The sequence below is a fragment of the Streptomyces sp. WMMB303 genome (assembly GCF_029351045.1).
GTDB lineage: Bacteria > Actinomycetota > Actinomycetes > Streptomycetales > Streptomycetaceae > Streptomyces.
This window is the reverse complement of record NZ_JARKIN010000001.1, coordinates 1579276-1601645: the sequence shown is the minus strand read 5'-3', so window position 1 is coordinate 1601645 and position 22370 is coordinate 1579276. Positions and strand designations below refer to the sequence as shown.

Sequence of the window (22370 nt, the reverse complement as noted above, 5' to 3'; positions counted from 1 at the left end):
AGACCCGCGCCCGCCGCCCGCGGGCGGCTCCCCCTCCCGGGTACGCGCGGGGCGACCTAGGGTGGGCGCATGCGAGTCCACGTGGTCAGCGACGTACACGGCAACAGTGCCGACCTCGGGAAAGCGGGCGCGGGCGCGGACGCGCTGATCTGCCTGGGAGACCTCGTCCTCTTCCTGGACTACGCCGACCACTCGCGCGGCATCTTCCCCGACCTGTTCGGCGTCGAGAACGCGGACCGCATCGTCGCCCTGCGCACGGCCCGGCGCTTCACCGAGGCCCGCGCCTTCGCCCGGGAGCTGTGGGCCGGGATCGACCGTGACGCGGCGACGGAGCGCGCGGTGCGCAAGCAGTACGCCGAACTGTTCGCCGCCTTCCCCACCCCCGCATACGCCACCTACGGCAACGTCGACGTGCCGCCCCTGTGGCCGGAGTACGCACCCGAGGGCGTCCGGGTCCTCGACGGTGAGACGACCGACATCGGGGGGTGGCGGTTCGGCTTCGTCGGCGGCGGTCTGCGCACCCCGATGCGCACGCCCTACGAGATCGACGACGAGACCTACGCGGCGAAGGTCGCCGCGCTGGGCGAGGTCGACGTGCTGTGCACCCACATCCCGCCCGAGGTGCCCGAGCTGTGCTACGACACCGTCGCGCGCCGCTTCGAGCGGGGCAGCACGCACCTGCTGGAGGCGCTGCACGAGGTGCGGCCGCGCTACCACCTTTTCGGCCACGTCCACCAGCCGCTGGTCCGGCGGATGCGGGTCGGCGCCACCGAGTGCGTCAACGTCGGCCACTTCAACGCCACCGGGACCCCCTGGGTGCTGGAGTGGTGACCCGTGCGGCGCCGGGCCGAAGGGGCGCGGGGTAGCCTTCGTCGGCAGACGCATCCCCGCACCCGGGCGGGCGTCCCGCCCGGTCTCGTCCACGTGCGCCGGGCGTCCTGCCCGGTCTCGTCCACGTACGGCGGGTGGCGCACGGCGGATAATTCGGACACGGTAATCGGAGGGCCATGGCGATGGCGGAACACACCAGCTCGAGCATCACGGTCGACGCGGCGCCCGAGGCCGTGATGAGCGTGATCTCCGACTTCCCCCGCTACCCGGAGTGGGCCGGCGAGGTGAAGGAGGCCGAGGTCCTCGGCCGGGACGAGCACGGCCACGCCGAACAGGTGCGCCTGCTGCTGGACGCCGGAGCCATCAAGGACGAGCACACCCTGGCCTACGAGTGGATCGGCGGCGCCGAGCCGCACGAGGTGCGCTGGTCCCTGGTCAAGTCCCAGATGCTGCGCTCCCTGGACGGCCTCTACCGGCTCACCCCGGTCGACGGCGGCGCGCGCACCGAGGTCACCTACCAGCTCACCGTCGACGTGAAGATCCCCATGCTCGGCATGATCAAGCGCAAGGCGGAGAAGGTCATCATCGACCGCGCGCTCGACGGGCTCAAGAAGCGCGTCGAGGCGGGCGGTGCCGAGGCGCCCGAGGCCGGCAACTGACCGGCGCGGCTCCCGACTCCGTGCCCACCGGCCCGCAGACCGTCCTGGTCACCGGCGCGGGCGGAGCGGGGCGCAGCACGGTGGCCGCGGCCACCGCGTGCGCGGCCGCCGCCCAGGGACACCGCACCCTGCTGCTGAGCGCCGAGCCGGCCCGCCACCTGGCCGCGCTGCTCGGTGCGGCACCCGAGGGTGCGGCGGCTGCCGCGCCGGTCCCCCCGGCGGACGCGTCCGCGGCGGGCGCACCGGAGCCCGTCGCCGCGGTGCCGGGGCTGTGGCTGCTGCGCGTCGACTCCGGCGCGGAGTTCCGCAGCCGGGCCGTCGCCCTCCAGGAGCGCGGCAAGACCGTGCTCGACCTGCTGGGCGCCGTACCGCTGGACGAGGACGAGCTGACCGAACTGCCCGGCGCGGAGACGTTCGCACTGCTGCGTGCCCTGCGGCTGGCACACGACGAGGACGCGGACAGCGCCGGCCGGGCCGGCTGGGACATCGTCGTCGCGGACATGCCCCCCGCTCCGCAGGGGATCAACCTGCTCGCGCTGCCCGCACAGCTGCGCCGCTATCTGCGCCGCCTCGTCCCCGCCGAGCGGCAGACGGCCCGCGCCCTGCGCCCCGTGCTGGCCCAGCTCGCCGGCGCCCCGATGCCCGCGCAGTGGCTGTACGAGTCCGCCACGCGCTGGTCGCAGGAGTTGGCCGCGGTCCAGCGGGTCGTGGAGTCCCCGGCCACCGTCGTGCGGCTGGTGACCGAGCCCGGACCGCTCGCCGCCGAGGCCCTGCGCACGGCCGGGGCCGGATTGCGGCTGCACGGGCTCGCGCTGGAGTCCGTCGTCGCCAACCGGCTGCTGCCCGCGGGCTCCGCGGACTCCTGGCTGGCCGGACCGGCCGGGCAGCAGCAGACCGCGCTCGCCGCACTGCGCGAGAAGTGCGAGGCCGAGGGCGTCCCGCTGTGCGAGCTGCCGCACCTGGGCCGCGATCCGCTCGGCCCCGAGGACTTGGGGGCACTGGCCGCGGCAGCCCGCACCGCCGTGGCGCCGGGCCGGGAGAGCGGCTCCGGGCTGCACCCGCCCGCCGGAGCCGAGAGCGGGCCCGGCACCGATGTCCCCTACGGCTGGCTGGAGGACCGGCTGGCCGGGGACGGCCGGCTGGTGTGGCAGCTTCCGCTGCCGGGCGCCGACCGGGACGAGTTGGAACTGGTACGCCGCGGGGACGAGTTGACCGTCGGAGTCGGCCCCTACCGCCGGGTGCTGTCGCTTCCCTCGGCGCTGCGCCGCTGCCGCGTCTCCGGCGCCGGCCTCAAGGGCGGGGTGCTGGGGGTCCGCTTCACGCCCGACCCGGAGCTGTGGCCCGAGCAGGCCGGCTCCCGGCCTGCCGGACGTGCCGACTGAGCGGGCGCGTCGGCACGGGTCGACCGGCACGGAGCGGGACGGCTCGGGGCGGTGCGTCCGGCGGTCCGCCTCCGCGGCCGGACGCCCGCATCCGGCGCCGCCGTTCGGGTAACGTCGGAAGGTGCGCGGACCCGCGTCCGCATCCGCCGCGCGAGCCCGCGCACCGTCCGCCACCTGCCGCCCGTAGGAGCCCGCCATGAGCGATGAAGCCGAGCGCCCCGACGCCCCGGACCCCGACGCCTGGGCCACCGCGTGCGAGGAGGACCTGACCGCCGAGAAGGCGCGCCGCCGTGCTCGGTACGGTCCGCCGCCCACCAGCGCGGCCGAGGAACTGCGCAGGCTGGCGGACGCGGTAACCGAGAAGGTCGCCGAGTTCGGCAAGCCCTTGGCGGGCACGGTCGGATCGGCTGCCGCGCAGGGCGTGGCGCAGCAGTTGTTCAAGCAGGCCAAGGCGACCTTCGAGCCGGTCGTCGAGCGCAACCCGCAGCTCTTCGACCACCTCGCGGCGGCCGGTGGGGAGCTGCTGGCCGCCTACCGTTCCGTGGTCCAGGAGTCCGAGCGCCGCTGGAGCGAGCCGCGGGACGCGAACGCGTCCGGCCCGGCCGCCGCCGGCGACCGGATCGACGTCGAGGAGGCCGCCGACCTCACCCGCGCAGCCGACCGCGATGCCCGGGTCGTCGAGGAGATCGTGGTCGAGCCGGACGCCGACGCCGGTCCCGGCACCGCGTCGGACGCGGCTCCCGGCTCGGACCCGGCGGGTCCCGCCGCGGAGCGGTCCGGGGACGAGGCGCCAGGCGGCACCGGGAGCGACGGCACCGGCGGCGATCCGGGGGGCCCGGAGGCGCGCGGCAGCGCCTGAGCCGGTCACGACCGCGCCGGGTGCCGGTGAGGGCGCCCCGGCGGCGCCCGCCCGCCCCGTCGGCCGTCGGCGCCCTGCGGCAGGCGGCCGCCCCGGCAGACGCCTGCCCGTCCCCGGGCACGTGCCGGACCGTGCCCGGCGGGCCGGTGTGCTCCGGTACGGTTGGCTGCGGCGGGGATCACATCGGATGACCGAGGGACACATGGGACTCACAATCGGGGTCGACATCGGCGGCACCAAGATCGCGGCTGGCGTAGTGGACGAGAAAGGCACGATTCTCGAGACCAGCAAGGTGCCCACACCCGACACCCCCGACGCCGTGATCGACGCCATCGCGGACGCCGTCCGCCAGGCCAGTGCCGAACACCAGGTGGAGGCCGTCGGGATCGGCGCACCCGGGTACGTGGACGACAAGCGCGCCACCGTGCTGTTCACCCCCAACCTGAGCTGGCGTCACGAGCCGCTCAAGGACAAGGTCGAGCAGCGCATCGACCTGCCCGTCGTGATCGAGAACGACGCCAACGCCGCGGCCTGGGGCGAGTACAAGTTCGGCGTCGGCACCGGACACGAGGACGTCGTCTGCATCACCATCGGCACCGGCCTGGGCGGCGGCACCATCATCGGCGGCAAGCTGCACCGCGGACGGTACGGAGTGGCCGCCGAGTTCGGCCACATCCGGATGGTCCCGGACGGCCTGCTGTGCGGCTGCGGCAACCAGGGCTGCTGGGAGCAGTACGCCTCCGGGCGCGCGCTGCTGCGCTACGCCCAGCAGCGCGCCACCGCCACCCCGGACAACGCCGAGATCCTGCTGGGTCTGGGGGACGGCACCGCCGAGGGCATCCACGGCAAGCACGTCAGCCAGGCGGCCCGGCAGGGCGATCCGGTCGCCATCGACTCCTTCCGGGAGCTCGCCCGCTGGGTGGGCTCCGGCCTGGCCGACCTGGCATCCCTCTTCGACCCGGGTGCCTTCATCGTCGGTGGCGGCGTCTCCGACGAGGGCGAACTGGTCCTCGACCCGATCCGCAAGTCCTACCGGCGCTGGCTCGTCGGCAGCCGCTGGCGCCCGCACGCCGACGTGCTCGCCGCCCAACTGGGCAACAAGGCGGGCCTCGTGGGCGTCGCGGACCTCGCCCGCCAGGGCTGACCGGACCGGGGCCGCGCCGATGACGGGGCACACCACCGGGGCGCGGCCCGCGCGAGTTGCCGCACTGCCGCACTCCCGCACGGAGCCCGACGGCGCGGCCGTCGTCCGGCTGCTCAGCTACAACATCCGCTCCCTGCGCGACGACCCGGAGGCGCTCGTCCGGGTCGTCCGGGCGTGCGCCCCGGACGTCGTGTGTGTGCAGGAGGCGCCGCGCTTCTTCCGCTGGCGCAAGCGCGCCGCCTGGCTGGCGCGCCGTACCGGGCTCACCTACGTGACCGGCGGCGCGACGGCTGCCGGTCCGCTGGTCCTCGCCTCGCTGCGGGCCCACGTGGAGCACACCGAGGACGTGCTGCTGCCGCGTACACCCGGGCTGCACCGGCGCGGATTCGCGCTCGCCCGGCTGCGGTTCGGCCCCGCGGCGCGGCTGGGCGTGGTCAGCTTCCACCTGAGTCTGCAGGCCCGTGAGCGGCGGGAGCAGGCCCGTGTGCTGCTGGAGCGGACCGCCGCGCTGGGCCCCGCCGTGGTGGCCGCCGGGGACGTCAACGAGCGGGCGGGCGGACCGACGTTCGCGCTGCTCGGTGCGGGACTGCGGGACGCCTGGGCGGCGGCGCCCTGGAGCGGGGAGCACACCTCGCCCGCCGCCGCGCCGCGGCAGCGCATCGACGCCGTCTTCGCGGGGGAGCGGGTCGAGGTGCTGGGCGCGGGCGTGCCCCGCGGGCTGCCGGGGGTGGCGGAGGCCGATCTGGCCGCCGCCACCGACCACCTCCCGGTGCTGGCGGCCCTGCGCATCCCCGCGGGGTGAACCGGGCCCCGGTCAGACCACCGCGCCGCGCCCCGGGTCGTCCGGATCGTCGTCGCGGCCGTCCCGCAGCCGGGTCACCAGGGTGGCGAACCCGCCCAGGAAACCGCCCACCCCCAGGGTGACGACCCACCACGTCAGGTCGGCCTGCAGCAGCACGGCGCCGATCAGCAGCAGCGGCCCGCCCAGTGCGGCGACCCAGGCGAACTTGGTGGTGGTGTCCGTCTCGGGCAGCGGCGGCGGCTCCGGAGGCTCGAAGTGCCCCTCGCCGTCCTCGTCGTCCGCACCGTCCTCAGCGGATGCGGGCTGCCAGTCGCGCGGCCCGGCTCCGGCCGCGTAGACGGTGAAGCTGCGCGCCGAGGGCTCCGTGCCGGGAGCGGGCCGGGGCTTGGCCAGCGTGTCGCCGTCCGGCTCCCCGGCGCCGTCCCGGTCCTCCTCCCGGTCCCCGTCCGCGCTGCGGCTCCCGGACGTGCCGTCCGCCGTGTCCGCCGCGGGCTCCTCGCCGTAGGCGGCGACGATCGCGGCCCAGGCCGCCTCCTCCTCGGGGGGCAGGGACGAGCCGCCGCCGCGCGGTCCGGACGCGCCCCGGGACTCGTGCGGCTCCTCCTCGTCCGGGTCACGCGCTGTCACGGGCGCTCCGTGCCGTGCTGAGCGGCGCGTCCTCGGCGGCGGTGAGCCGGTCGATGAAGCCGCGGCTGTCGGCGAAGATCTGCTCCGCGTCGTGATCGAGGGTGGCGACGTGGAAGCTGTGCTCCAGCACCGTCTCGGTCACGTCGGTGGAGGAGACCCGGCTCAGGACGAGCGCGGAGTCGGTGGGCGGCACCACATGGTCCGTCCTGCTGTGCAGCAGCAGCAGCGGCTGCGTCACTTTCGGCAGGTCGTCGCGGACGACCCGGACGAGGTCGCGCATCGCGTACGCGGCCCGGGTGGACACCCGGTCGTAGCCCAGCTCGTGCCGGCCGGCCTTGGCGATGTCGTTCGCGATGCCCGGCGCCGAGCGGATCAGGAAGCGGCCGAGGGTCAGCGCGTACCCCTGCATCCGCGGGAACGTCGTCGCCGGGTTGACCAGGACGATCCCCCGCACCGCCGCGCCGTGCCGGGCGGCCAGCCGCAGCGCCAGCGCACCGCCCATCGACAGGCCGCAGACGAAGACCCGCTCGCACCGGTCGCGCAGCAGCCGCAGCTCCCGGTCCACGGTCGCGTACCAGTCCTCCCAGCCCGTGATCGCCAGCTCCTCCCAGCGGGTGCCGTGGCCGGGGAGCAGCGGCAGGGAGACGGTCAGGCCGTGCCCGGCCAGGTCCTCGGCCCAGGGGCGCAGCGACTGCGGGGACCCGGTGAAGCCGTGGCAGAGCAGCACGCCGGTCGACGAACCGTCGTGGCGGAAGGGCTCGGCTCCGGGGAGGATGGGCGGCACGGCGGGCCTCCAGAGGCTCAGCGGTCGGAACTCGGCAAGGAGTGCTGCCACCCTAATTCGTCGGCGGGCACTCCGGCAGTGTCCAGGGGGCCCACAGGAGTACACCGGCCGGCCCGGTCCCGGCGTGTGCGGCCGGGCCGTGCGAAGTGCTGTCCCGGCCCCGGTGCGGGCGGCCGGGTTCCCGGAGCACCGGGGCGGGATAGGGTCGGTGGGGTCCCACCAAGGAGGTCGAGGTTGTTCTACAGCGCGATGAAGCTGTCGGTCGGCAGCTCGCTGAAGCTCGCGTTCCGGCCCTGGGTGGAGGGCCTGGAGAACGTGCCCGCCGAGGGGCCCGCCATCCTGGCGAGCAACCACCTCTCCTTCTCCGACTCCTTCTTCCTGCCCGCCGTCCTGGACCGGAAGGTCACCTTCATCGCGAAGGCCGAGTACTTCACCTCACCCGGGGTCAAGGGCAAGCTGACGGCTGCGTTCTTCAAGGGCGTCGGCCAGCTCCCGGTGGACCGCTCCGGCGTGCGCGGAGCGGGCGAGGCGGCGATCCGCAGCGGGCTGGAGGTGCTGGAGCGCGGCGAGCTGTTCGGGATCTATCCCGAGGGCACCCGCTCGCCCGACGGGCGCCTCTACCGCGGCAAACCCGGCGGTCTCGCGCGGGTCGCGCTGCGCTCGGGTGCCCCGGTGCTCCCGGTGGCGATGATCGACACGGAGAAGATCCAGCCGCCCGGCAAGGTGGTACCCAAGCTGATGCGCCCGGGCATCCGGATCGGTGAGCCGCTGGACTTCAGCCGGTACCAGGGCATGGACAACGACCGGTTCATCCAGCGCGCGGTCACCGACGAGGTGATGTACGCGATCCTGAAGCTCTCCGGGCAGGAGTACGTGGACATCTACGCGACTGCGGCCAAGCGCCAACTGGCCGAGGCGGCCAAGGCGGAGAAGGCCGCCGAGGCCGCGCGCAAGGAGCGGCAGACGCAGGACCGGTCCGGGCAGGACCGGGCCGGGGGCGGACAGGCGGCCTAGGGTCCGCCCGTCCGGCGGGCCGGGGGCCCGTTCGGGTCCTCCGGCGTACCGGGTCCGCGGACCCGGTACGGCCCGGTCTCCGGTCGGGCCCGGGCGGACGTGGCGCGGGGCGGGGGAGCGCGGAACGACCGCGGCGGTGTTCCACCGCGGAGAGAGGGGGCCGGTGTGGCGGTGCGCACGATGTCCGTCGAGCAGCCGTTGTGGCGGGCGTTGACCGGCTACCGGATCCTCGCGGTGCTCTACGCCGCCGGTGTCTTCGCCTGGAGCTACCCGCAGTACAGCACGCCGCTCCCGGGCGTGCTCTTCCTGCTGCTGCTCGGCTGCTGGACGTTCGCCACCCTGCGCAACCTCGGCTCGGCCGACCGCTGCACGCTGCCGTTCCTGGTCACGGACATCGCGCTGGGCCTCTCCGGCATCCTGCTGACACCCGTGGTGGACGGGCACCACCAGGTGGGTCCGACCCTGCCGTCCATCTGGGTGGCCGGACCCGTCCTCGCGTTCGCGCTCAAGGGCGGCTGGCGCTGGGCCGCGGGTGCCTCGGTGCTGGTCGGGATCGCCAACGTCGTCGAACGCGGCATGATCACCCGCTCCACCTTCCACAATGTGCTGCTCGTCTGCGTGGCGAGTGTCGCCATCGGCTACGTCATCGAGGTGGCCCGCGCCAGCGAGCGCACCCTGGCGCGGGCGCTCCGGATAGAGGCGGCGACCCGCGAGCGGGAGCGGCTGGCCCGGGACATCCACGACAGTGTCCTGCAGGTGCTGGCCATGGTGCAGCGCCGGGGAACGGCCCTGGGCGGGGAGTCGGCGGAGCTCGGTCGGATGGCGGGCGAGCAGGAGGTCGCCCTGCGTGCCCTGGTCTCCAGCGGGGTGGTGCCCGAACCGGGACGGGCCCCTGCCCCCGCCACGGCGCCCGGTGTCGTGCCCGTCCCGCGGGACGATCGCGGCGGCGCGGATCCCGGGAGCGTCCCGGAGTCCGGGGCCGCGCGGTGCGACGTACGGGCGCTGCTGTCCTCGTACGCGGGGGCCCGGGTCACGTTCGCCGAGCCCGGTGCACCGGTGCTGCTGCCCGGCCGCACGGCCGCGGAGCTGGCGGCCGCCGTCGGCGCCGCGCTGGACAATGTGGAGCGGCACGCCGGGCACGGCACGCGGGCCGGGGCGCACGCCTGGATCCTGCTGGAGGACGAGCCGGACGCGGTGATCGTGTCCGTGCGGGACGACGGCCCCGGCATCCCGGCGGGACGGCTGGCGGCCGCCGAGGCCGAGGGGCGGATGGGCGTCGCGCTGTCCATCCGGGGAAGGCTGCGGGAACTGGGCGGCACCGCCGAGCTGCTGTCGGTGCCCGGGCAGGGGACGGAAGTGGAGATGAGGGTTCCCAAGGATGGCGACTGAGGAGCGGCGGACCGGGCCGGACGGCGGCACGGCACCCGTCAGGGTGATGGTCGTGGACGACCATCCGATGTGGCGCGAGGCCGTCGCCCGGGACCTGGCCGAGGCCGGGTTCGAGGTCGTCGCCACGGCGGGCGACGGCGAGCAGGCGGTCCGCAGGGCCCGCGCCACCGCGCCCGATGTCCTGGTACTGGACCTGAACCTGCCGGGCAGGCCCGGCGTGGAGGTCTGCCGCGAACTGGTCGGTCCCGGGTCCGCACCGCGGGTGCTGGTGCTGTCGGCCAGCGGTGAGCACACCGATGTGCTGGAGGCCGTCAAGTCCGGGGCCACGGGGTATCTGGTCAAGTCCGCGGGCCCGCAGGAGCTGCTGGACGCGGTGCGGCGTACGGCGCTGGGCGATCCGGTCTTCACCCCGGGGCTCGCCGGACTGGTGCTGGGCGAGTACCGCAGGCTGGCCGCCGACCCGCCCCCGGCCGCCGAGGAAGGCCCGGATGTGCCGAAGCTGACCGACCGGGAGACGGAGGTGCTCCGCCTGGTCGCCAAGGGTCTGGGCTACAAGCAGATCGCCGAGCGGCTCGTCATCTCGCACCGCACCGTGCAGAACCATGTCCAGAACACCCTGGGCAAACTGCAGTTGCACAACCGGGTGGAGCTCGTGCGGTACGCGATCGAGCGCGGTCTGGACGACTGAGGCGACGCTCCGGCCCGGGACTGGACACGGGGCTGTGGTCCGGGCCCCGCGGTGGTGCGCGCCCGGCGGCCCGCACCATCGGGTGGCTGACCCGGGCGGATTCGACCTGTGTCCTTCGTATGAGTGAGGCCTGCGGCTCAAATCCCGCATCTCCCAACGAAAACCCCCGCACACCGCATCCCGTGTGACGTGGATCACCGCTAGCGTGACGGGCGTCGCGCCGTCCTCACGGCGCGTGTCCAGGCGCGTCCACGCGGAGAAGGGAGATCCCATGCGGGTCGGAGTGCTGACCGGCGGCGGCGACTGCCCCGGTCTCAATGCGGTCATGCGGGCCGTGGTCCGTAAGGGAGTCCAGGAGTACGGCTACGACTTCACCGGGTTCCGCGACGGCTGGCGGGGACCGCTGGAGGGAGAGACGGTCCGGCTGGACATCCGGGCGGTGCGCGGCATGCTGCCGCGCGGCGGCACCATCCTCGGCTCCTCACGCACCAACCCCTTCAAGGAGGAGGACGGCGTGCGGCGCATCAAGGAGAACCTCGCCAAGTACGAGGTCGACGCGCTGATCGCGATCGGCGGCGAGGACACCCTGGGCGTGGCGGCCCGGTTGACCGGTGAGCACGGCATCCGCTGCGTCGGCGTACCCAAGACGATCGACAACGACCTGTCCGCCACCGACTACACCTTCGGCTTCAACACCGCCGTCACGGTCGCCACCGAGGCCATCGACCGGCTGCACACCACCGCCGAGTCCCATATGCGGGTGCTGGTGGTGGAGGTCATGGGACGGCACGCGGGGTGGATCGCACTGCACTCGGGACTGGCGGGCGGCGCCAACTGCATCCTCATCCCCGAGCAGCGCTTCGACACCGACCAGGTCTGCGGGTGGGTCACCTCCCGCTTCAAGGCCAGCTACGCGCCGATCGTCGTCGTCGCCGAGGGCGCGATGCCCCAGGGCGGCGAGATGGTGCTCAAGGACGGGTCAACGGACTCCTTCGGGCATGTCCGGCTGTCGGGCGTGGGCGAGTGGCTGGCCAAGGAGATCGAGTCCCGCACCGGCAAGGAGGCCCGCACCACGGTGCTCGGACACATCCAGCGCGGCGGCACCCCCACGCCCTACGACCGCTGGCTGGCCACCCGCTTCGGCCTGCACGCCATCGACGCGGTGCGCGGCGAGGAGTGGGGCAGCATGGTCGCCCTGCGCGGTACCGACATCGTCCGCGTCCCGCTCGCGCAGGCGACCGAGAAGCTGAAGACGGTCGACCCGGCGCTCTACGAGGAGGCAGGCGTCTTCTTCGGCTGACGGCGTCGGGGCGGTGCTCCGCGCCCCACGTCGGCCCGGACCCCGGGCCCGCGCCTGCGGAGGGGCCCGGGCCCGGCGTCAGTCCGCGGTCCGTGCCGCTGTCCGCACCGCCGGGCGCGCCGCGTCGGCCGCGGCCAGCAGCCGTGCCGCCACCGCCGCGCCGTCCAGCGTCAGCACCGACTCCGGGTGGAACTGCACCCCGGCGAAGCCGGGCCCGCGCAGCGCGTGGACCTCGCCGCCGACCGGATCGCGGCTCAGCTCGACGCTGTGCAGTGCCAGTTCGGCGGCGGCCTCCTCGTCGCAGCGGGCGGTGTAGGAGTTGTAGAAGCCGACCGTCTCCCGCCGCCCGAACAGGTCGATCACCTCCTGCGCGCCCTGGTGCGGGTGCTGCTTGCGGACCAGCTCCAGTCCCAGCTCGGCGGCGAGCAGTTCGTGCCCGAGACAGACTCCCAGCAGCGTCTGCCGCCGGGCGCGCACCAGATCGGCGGCCAGCGCGCGCAGCAGCCGCATCTTCGGGTTCGCCGCGGCGCGCGGATCGCCGGGACCCGGTCCCAGTACGACGGGCCCCTCGTGTCGCAGCGCCGCCCGGTGCAGCCCCGGCTCGTCGTAGCGGCGTACCCGCACCCGGTGTCCCGTCGCACCCAGCAGGTGCGCCAGCATCGAGGTGAAGGTGTCCTCGCCGTCGACGACCAGCACCGGAGCCGCGTCGTTCCGCGCGGGCGGCCCCACCCGCATCCGCAGCCAGAAGGGGGCGAGCCCGGAGCGCCGCTCCGCCAGCGCGGCCTGCACCCGGGGGTCGTCCGCGAGCTGCGGGCGCGTGCCGTCGGCCGCACCGGCCGGTGCCTCGCGCACGCCCAGCGCCGTGAGCACCCCCGCCGCCTTGGCGTGCGTCTCCGCCACCTCGGCGGCCGGGTCGGAGGCGCGCACGAGGGTGGCGCCCACCGGCACCCGCAGCCGTCCGGAGCGGGGGTCGATGTCCGCGGTGCGGATGAGGACGGGGGAGTCCAGCGTCTGGGCGCCGCCCTCGTCGTGGCCGAGCAGGGCGAGCGCCCCCGCGTAGTAGCCGCGCCCGCCCTTCTCGTACCGTCCCAGCACCCGGCAGGCGTTCTCCACCGGGGAGCCGGTCACCGTGGCGGCGAACATCGTCTCGCGCAGCACCTCGCGCACGTCCAGCGTGCTGCGGCCGCGCAGCTCGTACTCGGTGTGCGCCAGGTGGGCCATCTCCCGCAGCCGCGGTCCGACGACGACGCCTCCCTCGTCGCCGACGGTGCACATCATCTTCATCTCCTCGTCCACGACCATGGAGAGTTCCTCGCTCTCCTTGCGGTCGGCCAGGAAGTCCAGCAGTCCCGCCGCGTCCGGGCCCCGTTCCGGGTAGCGGTAGGTGCCGCTGATGGGGTTCATCACGACGGTGCCGCCGCTCATCCGCACGTGCACCTCCGGGCTGGCGCCCACCAGTACCCGGTCGCCGGTGTGCACGACGAACGTCCAGTAGGCGCCCTGCTCGCCGCGGAGCAGCCGGCCGAAGAGGGCGAGCGCGTCGGCACGGGAGAAGCCGGGGACGTGGGCCTCGTAGTCGCGGCGGATCACGAAGTTGGCGCCCTCGCCGGCGCCGATCTCGTCGGTGACGACCCGGCGGACGATCTCCTCGTAGGCGTCGTCCGCCACGTCGAAGGCGCCCTGCTCGACCCGTACACGGTGGTCGGGCAGCGCGGCGAGGGTGTCGGCCCGGGGCAGTTCGTGACGCTCCTCGGGCAGCAGCACGGACAGCGGGGTGCCGTCGTCGCGGACGTCGAACCCCCGCTCGTGGATCTGCCGGAACGGCACGAGAGCCAGCGCGCCGGCGCGGCCCGCCGGGGGCACCGGCAGGTCGGCCAGCCGCGCCGGGTGCCGCACGCTGCCGATGAGCACCTCGACGACGTCGGCGTCCCGGCCGGGGGTGCGCCTGCGCAGCAGCGCGAACGGCGGCGCGTCGTCCCGGCTCAGCCGTGCGACGAGGGCGGCCGGTGAAGCGGTGGCGGGCGGGGAGGCGGGTGCGGGTGTGGTGATGTGGTGCATGCGGGTCCCTTCGCGAGTACGGAGGAACGGCCGCGGACATGCGAAAGGCCGCCCCTCGGGCGGCCTGGCGCGTGGCGTGAGCTCTCAGTGCATACGCGCGTCGTGGCGGGCCGCCGTGCGGGCGGGCCACCACCAGTTCATGGTCGACAGCGCGTGCATGCCGGACACCCTAGCGGACGCGGCTCCCCCGCGGTGGTTCCCTCGCGTGCCGCGGGGCGTTGCCGGCACCGGCGGCGGCGCCGGCACCTGCCTGTGACCGCGGTCTCACCGGTGCTGTGATCGCGGTCTCGGATGGCGGGCAGCCGGACGGGGTGCGCGCGAAACCCCGTAACCTTGGGTCCGTGACTGTGAACGCCCACTCCGACGCCGGTGCCCAGACCTGGCGAGACCTCCCTGCAGCACAGCAGCCCGACTGGCCGGACCACGAGGCGCTGCGTACGGTTCTGACCGAGCTCGAGTCCTATCCGCCGCTCGTCTTCGCGGGCGAGTGCGACCAGTTGCGGGAGCGGCTGGGCTCGGTCGCGCGCGGTGAGGCGTTCCTGCTCCAGGGCGGCGACTGCGCCGAGGCGTTCGACCAGGTCAGTGCCGAGCACATCCGCAACAAGCTCAAGACGCTGCTGCAGATGGGCGCGGTGCTCACGTACGCGGGCTCGGTCCCGGTCGTCAAGGTCGGCCGGATCGCCGGCCAGTACAGCAAGCCCCGCTCCAAGCCGACCGAGACCCGGGACGGGGTGACACTGCCCACCTACCGGGGCGACTCGGTCAACGGTTTCGAGTTCACCGCGGAGGCGCGCAGGCCGGATCCGGAGCGGCTGAAGCGGATGTACCACGCCTCGTCCGCCACGCTGAACCTGGTCCGTGCCTTCACCACCGGCGGCTACGCCGATCTGCGCCAGGTGCACGCCTGGAATCAGGACTTCGTCAAGTCCAGCCCGTCCGGGCAGCGGTACGAGGCGCTGGCCCGCGAGATCGACCAGGCCATGAAGTTCATGCACGCCTGCGGCACCGACCCCGAAGAGCTGAAGACGGTCGAGTTCTACTCCTCGCACGAGGCGCTGCTGCTCGACTACGAGTCGGCTCTCACCCGGGTCGACTCGCGCAGCGGTGATCTCTACGACGTGTCCGGGCACATGGTCTGGATCGGGGAGCGCACCCGGCAGCTCGACGGTGCCCACATCGAGTTCGCCTCCCGGGTGCGTAACCCGGTCGGGGTGAAGCTGGGGCCGACGACGACCTCGGAGGAGGCGCTGGCGCTCATCGAGCGGCTGGACCCGGACCGCGAGCCGGGCCGCCTCACCTTCATCACCCGGATGGGGGCGGACAAGATCCGCGACCGGCTGCCGGAGCTGGTGGAGAAGGTGACCGCCTCCGGTGCCACGGTCGCCTGGGTCTGCGACCCGATGCACGGCAACACCTTCGAGGCGGCCAGCGGCCACAAGACGCGCCGGTTCGACGACGTGCTGGACGAGGTCAAGGGCTTCTTCGAGGTCCACAAGGGTCTGGGCACCCACCCCGGCGGCATCCACATGGAGCTGACCGGCGACGACGTCACCGAGTGCGTGGGCGGCGGCGACGAGATCTTCGTCGACGACCTGCACCAGCGCTACGAGACGGCCTGCGATCCGCGGCTCAACCGCAGCCAGTCCCTCGACCTGGCCTTCCTCGTCGCGGAGATGTACCGCGACCAGTGAGCTGCCGCGGCTGCGGGCCGGCCGCTCCGCACCCCCGCCGCCGGGGCCCGCGTCCGGTGTGACGCGGGCCCCGGCGGTGTATGTGGACACGTCCGGGTGGGTAAGGTTAGGTTAACCTCAGCAAGGCAAGGCTGACCGATCCGAGGCGGAGGTGACCCGCGTGTACGTCTGCTCGTGCTTCGGCATCACCGAAGAGCAGGTACGACAGCACGCGGCGGCAGGGGCGTGCACCCCGCGCCAGATCGCTTCCGCCAGCAAGGCGGGTACCGACTGCGGCTCCTGCGTGCGCCGCATCCAGGGCATCCTGGGCCGCGCCGAGTGCCCCCGCAGGGCCGCGCCGGAGCGCGGCGAGGCGCCTCTCGTCACCCGCGCGGCGCCGGTCGGGGCCACCGCGGAACCGGCCGGAGTCGCCGTCGCCGCGGCACCGGTCGCGGCAGCGCACGCGGCCTGATCCGGGACGCCGCGCACGGCCTGCCCCGAGAAACCGCGCACCCGCACCACGCGACGCGCACGGCGGTCCGCCGCCTGCCGCACGCCCCGCTCCGGCCCTCAGGTCTCGTCCGCGGCCTTCTGTTCGATCTGCTGGGAGAGGTACAGCGGCTCGCCCAGCTTGTCGATCAGATCGAGCTGGGTGTCCAGGTAATCGATGTGGTGCTCCTCGTCCGCGAGGATGTCCTCGAAGATGTTGGCCGAGGTGATGTCGCCCTTGTTGCGCATCAGCTCGATGCCGCGCTTGAGCCGGTCGATGGCCTCGACCTCGACCTGCCGGTCCGCCCGGAACATCTCCGTCACGTCCTGGCCGACCCGCACATGGAAGAGCCGCTGGTAGTTCGGCAGGCCCTCCAGGAAGAGGATCCGGTCGGTGAGCCGCTCCGCGTGCCGCATCTCGTCGAAGGACTCGGAGCGGGTGTACTCGGCGAGTTTCGTCCAGCCGAGGTGCTCCTGCATCTTGGCGTGCAGGAAGTACTGGTTGATGGCGGTGAGCTCGGCGGTGAGCTGTTCGTTGAGGAACTCGATGACCTCGGGGTCGCCCTGCATGGTGGCGGGCTCCTTCCAGGGGCATGGCGCGGGTACCGGGCAGAACGCGCGTGGCGCGCAATCGCGCATCCTGTCACCGCCCACCGGCCGGGTCCAGTAAGTGAAGGCTTACCGGATGTGCCCGTATGTGCGGAGGTGAGCTGCGACGACGCCACGCGGATCACCCGCGCGGGGGTTGGTCGAGACCATCGCCCGAGGTCTGTCACCATGGGGGCATGGGTCAGCCGCAAAGCCGCGAAGGGGAGCAACCGGAGCTTCCACCCGGGCAGCGGCTCCAGCGCGGATGGCCGGTGACGCACTACGGCCCGGTACCGAAGTTCCGCCGGGAGCGCTGGGAGTTCCGGGTCTTCGGGGCCACGGCGGACGGCGAGAAGCACTGCTGGAACCACGAGCAGTTCTCCGCGCTGCCGTACCGCACCGTCGTCGCCGACCTGCACTGTGTCGCCAAGTTCAGCATGCTGGGCGCCGAGTGGGGCGGCGTGCTCGCGCGCAGCATCCTCGAGCTGGCCCCGCCCGCGCCCGACGCGACCCATGTGATGGTGTGGGCGGAGTACGGCTTCAGCTCCAACGTACGGCTCTCGGACTTCACCTCCGCGAAGACCGTCTTCGCCACGCATCGCGCCGGTGAGCTGCTGACCGCCGAGCACGGCTTCCCGGTCCGGCTCGTGGTGCCCCATCTGTACGCCTGGAAGGGCCCCAAGTGGGTCCGGGGCATCGAGTACATGACGGCGGACCGCCGTGGCTTCTGGGAGGAGCGCGGCTACCACAACATCGGGGACCCCTGGCGGGAGCAGCGCTACTCCTACCAGGAGGAGCCGGGGGACGGTCCCGAGCCGTGAGCCGGCGAGGGCGCCCCCCCAGCCGCCGGGTGCCGCGCTCCGAGTCCGGACCCGGACGCGCCGGCCAAGGGACCGGGCCCCCGTTCCGGGACCCGCCTGCTCGGGCAGGGGCCCGGGGGCCGACCCGGCTGCCGTCTCACGCCTCTCTGAGCTTCTTCAGCAGCGCCACGTCCCCCGCGTGCCCGGCCTTGCCGCCCGGCGTCTCGATCACGAGGGGCACGCCCTCGGTCAGCGGGTGGGCCAGCAACTCGGCGAACGGGCCGGTCCCGATGTGACCGGCGCCGATGTTCGCGTGCCGGTCCTTGCACGCGCCCGCCACGTCCTGGGAGTCGTTCGCGTGGATCAGCCGCAGCCTTCCGGGACCGGTCACCGACTCCAGTTCGCGGAGTGCGCGTTCCACCCCGCCGGGTGCGGCCAGGTCGTCCCCGGCGGCGAAGGCATGGCAGGTGTCCAGGCAGACGCCGAGCTTCGGGTGGTGCTCCAGCGCCTCGAAGTACGGGCCGAGTTCGTGCATCCGGGAGCAGAGCGACGCGCCCTGCCCGGCGGTCGGCTCCAGCAGCAGCCACGGATCGTCCTGGTGGGTCAGCTCCTCCAGTAGCGGCATCATCAGCGCACGCGCCTGGGCCAGCGCCGTCGCCCGGGCGCGCCCTCCGGTGGCGGAGCCGGTGTGGACGACGACGCCCAGCGCGCCGATGTCGCGCCCGCGCCGCAGCGAATGCCGCAGGGACTGGACCGACTTGGCCGCGGTGTCCTCGTTGTGCGAGCCGAAATTGATGAGATAAGGAGCGTGGACATAAACCGGAAGTCCACGCGCCGCGCAGGCGGTGCGGAATGCGTCATCCTGTTCCGCGTTTCCCGTGGGCGTCGCCCAGCCGCGCGGATTCGCCACGAAAACCTGAAGTGTCTCGGCTTCGATATCGGTGGCGTAGGAAAGGCCAGTGGCGGCCAGGCCCCCGGCTACGGGGACATGGCCGCCAATGGGATTGCGCAGGTGCTGCGTCTCGTTCGTGGTCACACCACTCAGTATGCCGAGTTGACGTTGTCCATCGAACCGTACCGGTCGGCCGCGTAGTTGCAGGCGGCGACGATGTTCGCGACCGGGTCGTACTGGTCCCAGGCGGTGCCCTCGACGTGGTAGGCGTCGAAGGTGGGCTTGATCACCTGGAGCAGGCCCTTGGAGGGCACGCCGTTCTGGGCGTTGATGTCCCAGTTGTTGATCGCGCGGGGGTCGCCGGCGGACTCGCGGATGATGTTGCGCTTGATGCCCTCGTACGAGCCGGGGATGCCGTGCTTGGCCATGATGGCGCGAGCCTCACGGATCCAGCCGTCCAGGTTGTCCGGGTAGCTGGGCGCGGCGGCGCGCTTCGAGCGGTCGGCCGCGGCCTTGGCGGCCCGCTCCTTGGCGGCCGCTGCCTCGGCCTTCTTCTCGGCCGCGGCCTTGGCGGCGCGCTTCTCGGCGTCGGCCTTGATCGCGGCGGCCGCCTCGTCGGTGCTGGTGAAGCTCTTGGCGGTGGTGGCGGCGTTCTTCACGCTCGCCACCTGCTCGGTGTCGGCGGGCGCCGGGGCCATGGACTGCTGCTGGGCGGTGAGGTCCTTGCCCTGGGCGGGCAGCACCGAGGAATCGGAGCTGAAGGCGACGCTGTCGGCCTGGACCTTCTTGGCCGTGGCCTGGCCGGCGTCGCCGTGGTGCGCGGTACCGGGGAGCACGGTGAGGGCCAGCGCCGCGGCGCCCGCAGTGCCGATGCCTATGGTCGAGATCTTCTTGGCCTTGGGGCTGAGACTGAGGCTGGAGATGCTGGGCATGAGGAAGTACGGAACCTTTCATCGCTGGCGTCGTGTCGCAGTGGCGGGGAGCCGGGGAGACGCGCCGAGTGCTGATTCGGCGCCGTGCGACGACCGCAATTGTTAAAGGGCCCGTTCTGCGGAATCAAAGGTGTGACGTACTACCCGAATTCGTGGCGGGGGGTGGCCGGCGGACGGGTATGGCGGAGTTGCATTCCAGGTGGCGCGGCGGATTTCTTTCCACTAGGTGTGTTCGTAGGTGACGTGCGTCCTATGGGTGGGGTCACACGCCACCAAGTCCCCCGGTACGCCCCGTGACGGGATATGCGCGTCAAGTCGGACATTGTGGGCCGGGGGTGGTGGATCGGTCACCGGGGAAGCGCCGCCGACATCCCGCCGGGAGCGCCCCGCGGGGAGCCGCGCGGCCGGGCTGGGCCCGGCGCGGGCTCAGCGCAGCCAGATGGTGATCGACGAGCCGCGGGGCGCCTTCTCTCCCCCGTCGGGGGACTGGTTGAAGACGGTGTCCCCGAAGAAGATGCGGCGCACCGTCACCTCGAAGCCGGCGCCCTCCAGCTTCTCGGTGGCCGCGTCCTCGCTGCTGCCCTCCACGTCCGGCACCTCGATCATGTCGGGGCCCTTGGAGACCGTCAGCGTCACCGTGTCGCCCTCGGCGGCCCGGGCGCCGTCGGTCGGGGACTGGCGGGCGATGCTGCCCTTCTCGTGCTCGGAGTGGACACGCTCGGTGGCGATCCGGACCTTCAGGCCCGCCTTCTCCAGCTCCTCGGTCGCGTCGCTCCGCTTGTCGCCGACCACATCGGGCACCTCCACCGGAGCTCCCTTGGAGACGGTGAGGGCCACCGCGGCGCCCGGCCTGCGCTTGCTGCCCGGCTCGGGGTCGGTGGCGAGCACGGAGCCCCGCGCGGTCTCCTCGTCGAAACGCCGCTCGACCGTCCCCGGCTTCAGGCCGGCGTCCTCGAGCTTGCGGCGGGCGTCCGACAGCGGGGTGTCCTCGAGGTCGGGCACCTTCACCATGTGCGGGCCGCGCGAGACGGTCAGTGTGACCGTGCCGGTCTTGCGGACGCGCTCACCCGGCTCCGGGTCGGTGCCGATGACATGGCCGCGCTCGACCCGCTCGCTGAAGTCCTCCTTCACCTTCACGTCCAGTCCGGCCTCCGAGAGCGTCTTGGTGGCCTCGGCGCGGGTCTCGTCCAGCACCGCGGGGGTCCGCACGAACTGCCCGGAGTTGACGTACCAGATGCCCGTGCCGACCAGCGCCACCAGCAGTACGGCCAGGGTCACCAGCACCCAGCGCGGCTGCACCCTCCGTCGCCGGGCCCCGGCACCCGCGGCGGAGTCGTCCGGCGGGTCGGACGGCGGCGGCGACAGCAGCGCCGTGCGGTTGAGCGGGTCCGCGTCCGGGGCCGGATCGGCGGCGGAACCTCCCGCGGGGCGGGGGATCACAGAGGTGTCGGCCTCGCTTCCGGCCGTGGCGTGCGCGGCCGCGGCGGCGATGTCTTCGGAGACCCCGGAGACCCCCGAGAGCCGCGCCGCGTCCTCGGCCGGGCCGGTGCCGCCCTGCGTGGCCTGCGGCGGGACCGCGTCCAGCTGCTCGTCGGTCAGCTCCGCGCGGACCGTGCGGGCCCGCGCCAGCAGGGCGACCGCGTCCTCGGGGCGCTGTTCGGGCGAGCGCGCCGTCGCCAGCGCCACCAGGCCGTCCAGGGTCGCCGCCATCCCCGGCACCACTGCCGAAGGCGCCGGCATGTCCTTGTTCAGATGCTGGTAGAGCACCTGCGCGGGCGAGCCGCCCGAGTGCGGTTTGCTGCCGGTGAGCATCTCGTAGAGCATCACGCCGCACGCGTACAGGTCCGTACGCGGAGTGGCAGTGCCGTCCTCGATCTGCTCGGGCGCCAGATAGGAGACCGTGCCCAGGATCGAGTCCGTCGTCGCGGAGGTCTGGCTGTCCACCGCCCGTACCAGACCGAAGTCGGCGACCTTCACCCGCCCGTCGTCCCCTATCAGCACGTTCTCCGGCTTCACGTCCCGGTGCACGAGACCGGCCCGGTGTGCCGCGCCCAGTGCCGCCAGGACCGGCTCCAGGACGTCGAGTGCCGCGCGGGGGCGCAGGGCGCCGCGGTCCCGCAGCACGTCGCGGAGCGTGCAGCCCTCCACGTACTCCATCGCCAGATAGACGTAGGTGCCGTCGGTGCCCTGGTCGAAGACCCCGACCACGTTCGCGTGCGCCAGCCGGGCCGCGGACTTGGCCTCCCTGATGAAGCGGGTCACGAACGTCTCGTCCGCGGAGAGGGAGGTGTGCATCACCTTCAGGGCCAGCACGCGGTCCAGGCGGGTGTCCACCGCGCGGTAGACGGTCGCCATGCCGCCGATGGCTACCCGGGCGTCGACGCGGTACCGGCCGTCGAGCACCTGTCCGACCAGCGGGTCTCCTCGTCCGTAGGCAGGCGACGGGTCCTGGAGGGTGGTGTCCATTGCGCCGAGTTTACGAGGGCGGTGCGGCGGCGGGGCCGCGCGGTTGCGGGTTGCCGCTGTTCTGGGGCCGAACGGTGACACTCCGTGGCGCCCACCCGGGGGTGGGCGGCGCCGCCGGAGTGCTGCCCGGACGGACCCCGGCCCCGGACGGCGGGACGGCGGGCGCGGGGCCCCGGACGGCGGCGGACCCTCAGCCGGCGAAGGCGGGGCGCTCCGGATCCAGCGCCGCGAGGCCCTCGGTGGGCGAGGACGCCTCGGCGAAGTGGCGGCGCGGGATGCGGCCCGCGCGGAAGGCCAGTCGCCCCGCCTCCACCGCGTGCCGCATGCCCTCCGCCATCAGCACCGGCTCCTGGGCCCGGGTCACCGCCGAGGCCAGCATCACCGCGGCACACCCCAGCTCCATGGCCAGCGCCGCGTCCGAGGCCGTGCCGGCCCCCGCGTCCAGGATCACCGGCACACCGGCGCGCTCGGTGATGAGCTGGAAGTTGTGCGGGTTGCGGATGCCCAGGCCGGAGCCGATGGGGGAGCCGAGCGGCATGATCGCCGCGCAGCCCGCCTCCTCCAGCTTCCGCGCCAGCACCGGGTCGTCGTTGGTGTACGGCAGCACCGTGAAGCCGTCGTCCACCAGCGTCTCGGCGGCGTCCAGCAGCTCGACCGGGTCCGGCAGCAGGGTGCGCTCGTCGGCGATGACCTCCAGCTTCACCCAGTCGGTGCCCAGCGCCTCCCGTGCGAGCCGTGCGGTGAGCACCGCCTCACCCGCCGTGTAGCACCCAGCGGTGTTCGGCAGTACGCGGATGCCGTGCCTGCCCAGCACCGACAGCACGGAGCCGCTCACCGAGGGGTCCAGCCGCCGCATCGCGACCGTGGTCAGCTCGGTGCCGGAGGCCAGCAGCGCCCGTTCCAGGACGTCCAGGCTGGGCGCGCCCCCGGTGCCCATGATCAGCCGGGCGGTGAAGGCGGTGTCGCCGATGGTCAGCGGATCGTCGGCCATGACGG

21 protein-coding genes are annotated in these 22370 nt (G+C 73.6%); 13 read left to right on the top strand and 8 right to left on the bottom strand.

What is annotated here, in order from left to right; genetic code table 11:
- Positions 1-69 precede the first annotated feature (69 nt).
- The 6 genes from P2424_RS07260 (at position 70) to P2424_RS07235 (ending at position 5677) form a co-directional block, all read left to right on the top strand.
- Complete coding sequence (locus P2424_RS07260; RefSeq protein WP_276474961.1) at positions 70-831, top strand: metallophosphoesterase; 762 nt, start codon at positions 70-72, stop codon at positions 829-831.
- A gap of 182 nt (positions 832-1013) precedes the next feature.
- The gene (locus P2424_RS07255; protein ID WP_276478860.1) at positions 1014-1490 is read left to right on the top strand and encodes an SRPBCC family protein; all 477 of its coding nucleotides are present in this window, start codon (positions 1014-1016) and stop codon (positions 1488-1490) included.
- 20 nt (positions 1491-1510) lie between these two features.
- Positions 1511-2872 (top strand): ArsA-related P-loop ATPase, encoded by a 1362-nt coding sequence (locus P2424_RS07250; RefSeq protein WP_276474960.1) that lies wholly within the window; start codon positions 1511-1513, stop codon positions 2870-2872.
- Positions 2873-3068: 196 nt separating this feature from the next.
- Positions 3069-3731 carry a DUF5304 family protein gene (locus P2424_RS07245; RefSeq protein WP_276474959.1) on the top strand — a complete coding sequence of 221 codons (663 nt, stop codon included), beginning with the start codon at positions 3069-3071 and terminating at the stop codon, positions 3729-3731.
- 202 nt (positions 3732-3933) lie between these two features.
- Positions 3934-4875 (top strand): ROK family glucokinase, encoded by a 942-nt coding sequence (locus P2424_RS07240; RefSeq protein WP_276474958.1) that lies wholly within the window; start codon positions 3934-3936, stop codon positions 4873-4875.
- A gap of 19 nt (positions 4876-4894) precedes the next feature.
- A complete protein-coding gene (locus P2424_RS07235; protein WP_276474957.1) occupies positions 4895-5677 on the top strand; it encodes an endonuclease/exonuclease/phosphatase family protein in 783 nt (260 codons plus the stop codon).
- Positions 5678-5689: 12 nt separating this feature from the next.
- On the opposite strand, the gene P2424_RS07230 is transcribed toward P2424_RS07235, so the two are convergent.
- Positions 5690-6304 (bottom strand): hypothetical protein, encoded by a 615-nt coding sequence (locus P2424_RS07230; protein WP_276474956.1) that lies wholly within the window; start codon positions 6302-6304, stop codon positions 5690-5692.
- Entirely contained in the window at positions 6291-7088 is a 798-nt protein-coding gene (locus P2424_RS07225; RefSeq protein ID WP_276474955.1) for an alpha/beta fold hydrolase, read from the bottom strand. Before P2424_RS07225 ends, P2424_RS07230 begins: the two co-directional genes overlap by 14 nt.
- Positions 7089-7322: 234 nt before the next feature.
- Here P2424_RS07225 and P2424_RS07220 point away from each other — a divergent pair, with 234 nt between their 5' ends.
- From P2424_RS07220 to P2424_RS07205, 4 genes are all read left to right on the top strand, one after another.
- On the top strand, positions 7323-8102 hold the full coding sequence (locus tag P2424_RS07220; protein ID WP_276474954.1) for a lysophospholipid acyltransferase family protein: 780 nt from the start codon (positions 7323-7325) through the stop codon (positions 8100-8102).
- A 180-nt stretch (positions 8103-8282) separates the two neighbouring features.
- Entirely contained in the window at positions 8283-9491 is a 1209-nt protein-coding gene (locus P2424_RS07215; RefSeq protein WP_276478859.1) for a DUF5931 domain-containing protein, read from the top strand.
- Positions 9481-10179, top strand: a complete 699-nt coding sequence (locus tag P2424_RS07210; protein ID WP_276474953.1) for a response regulator transcription factor — start codon at positions 9481-9483, stop codon at positions 10177-10179. Before P2424_RS07215 ends, P2424_RS07210 begins: the two co-directional genes overlap by 11 nt.
- A 271-nt stretch (positions 10180-10450) precedes the next feature.
- Positions 10451-11479, top strand: coding sequence for a 6-phosphofructokinase (locus P2424_RS07205; RefSeq protein WP_276474952.1), 1029 nt, complete (start codon positions 10451-10453; stop codon positions 11477-11479).
- Between the two features lie 78 nt (positions 11480-11557).
- Here the strand turns inward: P2424_RS07205 and P2424_RS07200 are convergent, their stop codons facing one another.
- Positions 11558-13537 (bottom strand): anthranilate synthase family protein, encoded by a 1980-nt coding sequence (locus P2424_RS07200; RefSeq protein WP_276474951.1) that lies wholly within the window; start codon positions 13535-13537, stop codon positions 11558-11560.
- A gap of 347 nt (positions 13538-13884) precedes the next feature.
- Here P2424_RS07200 and P2424_RS07195 point away from each other — a divergent pair, with 347 nt between their 5' ends.
- Entirely contained in the window at positions 13885-15228 is a 1344-nt protein-coding gene (locus P2424_RS07195) for a 3-deoxy-7-phosphoheptulonate synthase class II (protein ID WP_276478858.1), read from the top strand.
- A 160-nt stretch (positions 15229-15388) separates the two neighbouring features.
- A complete protein-coding gene (locus tag P2424_RS07190) occupies positions 15389-15679 on the top strand; it encodes a (2Fe-2S)-binding protein (RefSeq protein ID WP_276474950.1) in 291 nt (96 codons plus the stop codon).
- 98 nt (positions 15680-15777) lie between these two features.
- On the opposite strand, the gene bfr is transcribed toward P2424_RS07190, so the two are convergent.
- Positions 15778-16266 carry a bacterioferritin gene (gene bfr, locus P2424_RS07185; RefSeq protein ID WP_276474949.1) on the bottom strand — a complete coding sequence of 163 codons (489 nt, stop codon included), beginning with the start codon at positions 16264-16266 and terminating at the stop codon, positions 15778-15780.
- Between the two features lie 215 nt (positions 16267-16481).
- Between bfr and P2424_RS07180 the strand changes: the two genes are divergently transcribed.
- A complete protein-coding gene (locus P2424_RS07180; protein WP_276474948.1) occupies positions 16482-17105 on the top strand; it encodes a sulfite oxidase-like oxidoreductase in 624 nt (207 codons plus the stop codon).
- Between the two features lie 136 nt (positions 17106-17241).
- Here P2424_RS07180 and P2424_RS07175 read toward each other — a convergent pair whose 3' ends face one another.
- The 4 genes from P2424_RS07175 to P2424_RS07160 form a co-directional block, all read right to left on the bottom strand.
- Positions 17242-18120 (bottom strand): deoxyribonuclease IV, encoded by an 879-nt coding sequence (locus P2424_RS07175; protein WP_276474947.1) that lies wholly within the window; start codon positions 18118-18120, stop codon positions 17242-17244.
- A gap of 5 nt (positions 18121-18125) precedes the next feature.
- Entirely contained in the window at positions 18126-18908 is a 783-nt protein-coding gene (locus tag P2424_RS07170) for a transglycosylase SLT domain-containing protein (RefSeq protein WP_276474946.1), read from the bottom strand.
- Between the two features lie 426 nt (positions 18909-19334).
- Positions 19335-21374, bottom strand: coding sequence for a Stk1 family PASTA domain-containing Ser/Thr kinase (gene pknB / locus P2424_RS07165; protein ID WP_276474945.1), 2040 nt, complete (start codon positions 21372-21374; stop codon positions 19335-19337).
- Between the two features lie 190 nt (positions 21375-21564).
- Positions 21565-22365 (bottom strand): thiazole synthase, encoded by an 801-nt coding sequence (locus P2424_RS07160; RefSeq protein WP_276474944.1) that lies wholly within the window; start codon positions 22363-22365, stop codon positions 21565-21567.
- Between the last annotated feature and the right edge of the window lie 5 nt (positions 22366-22370).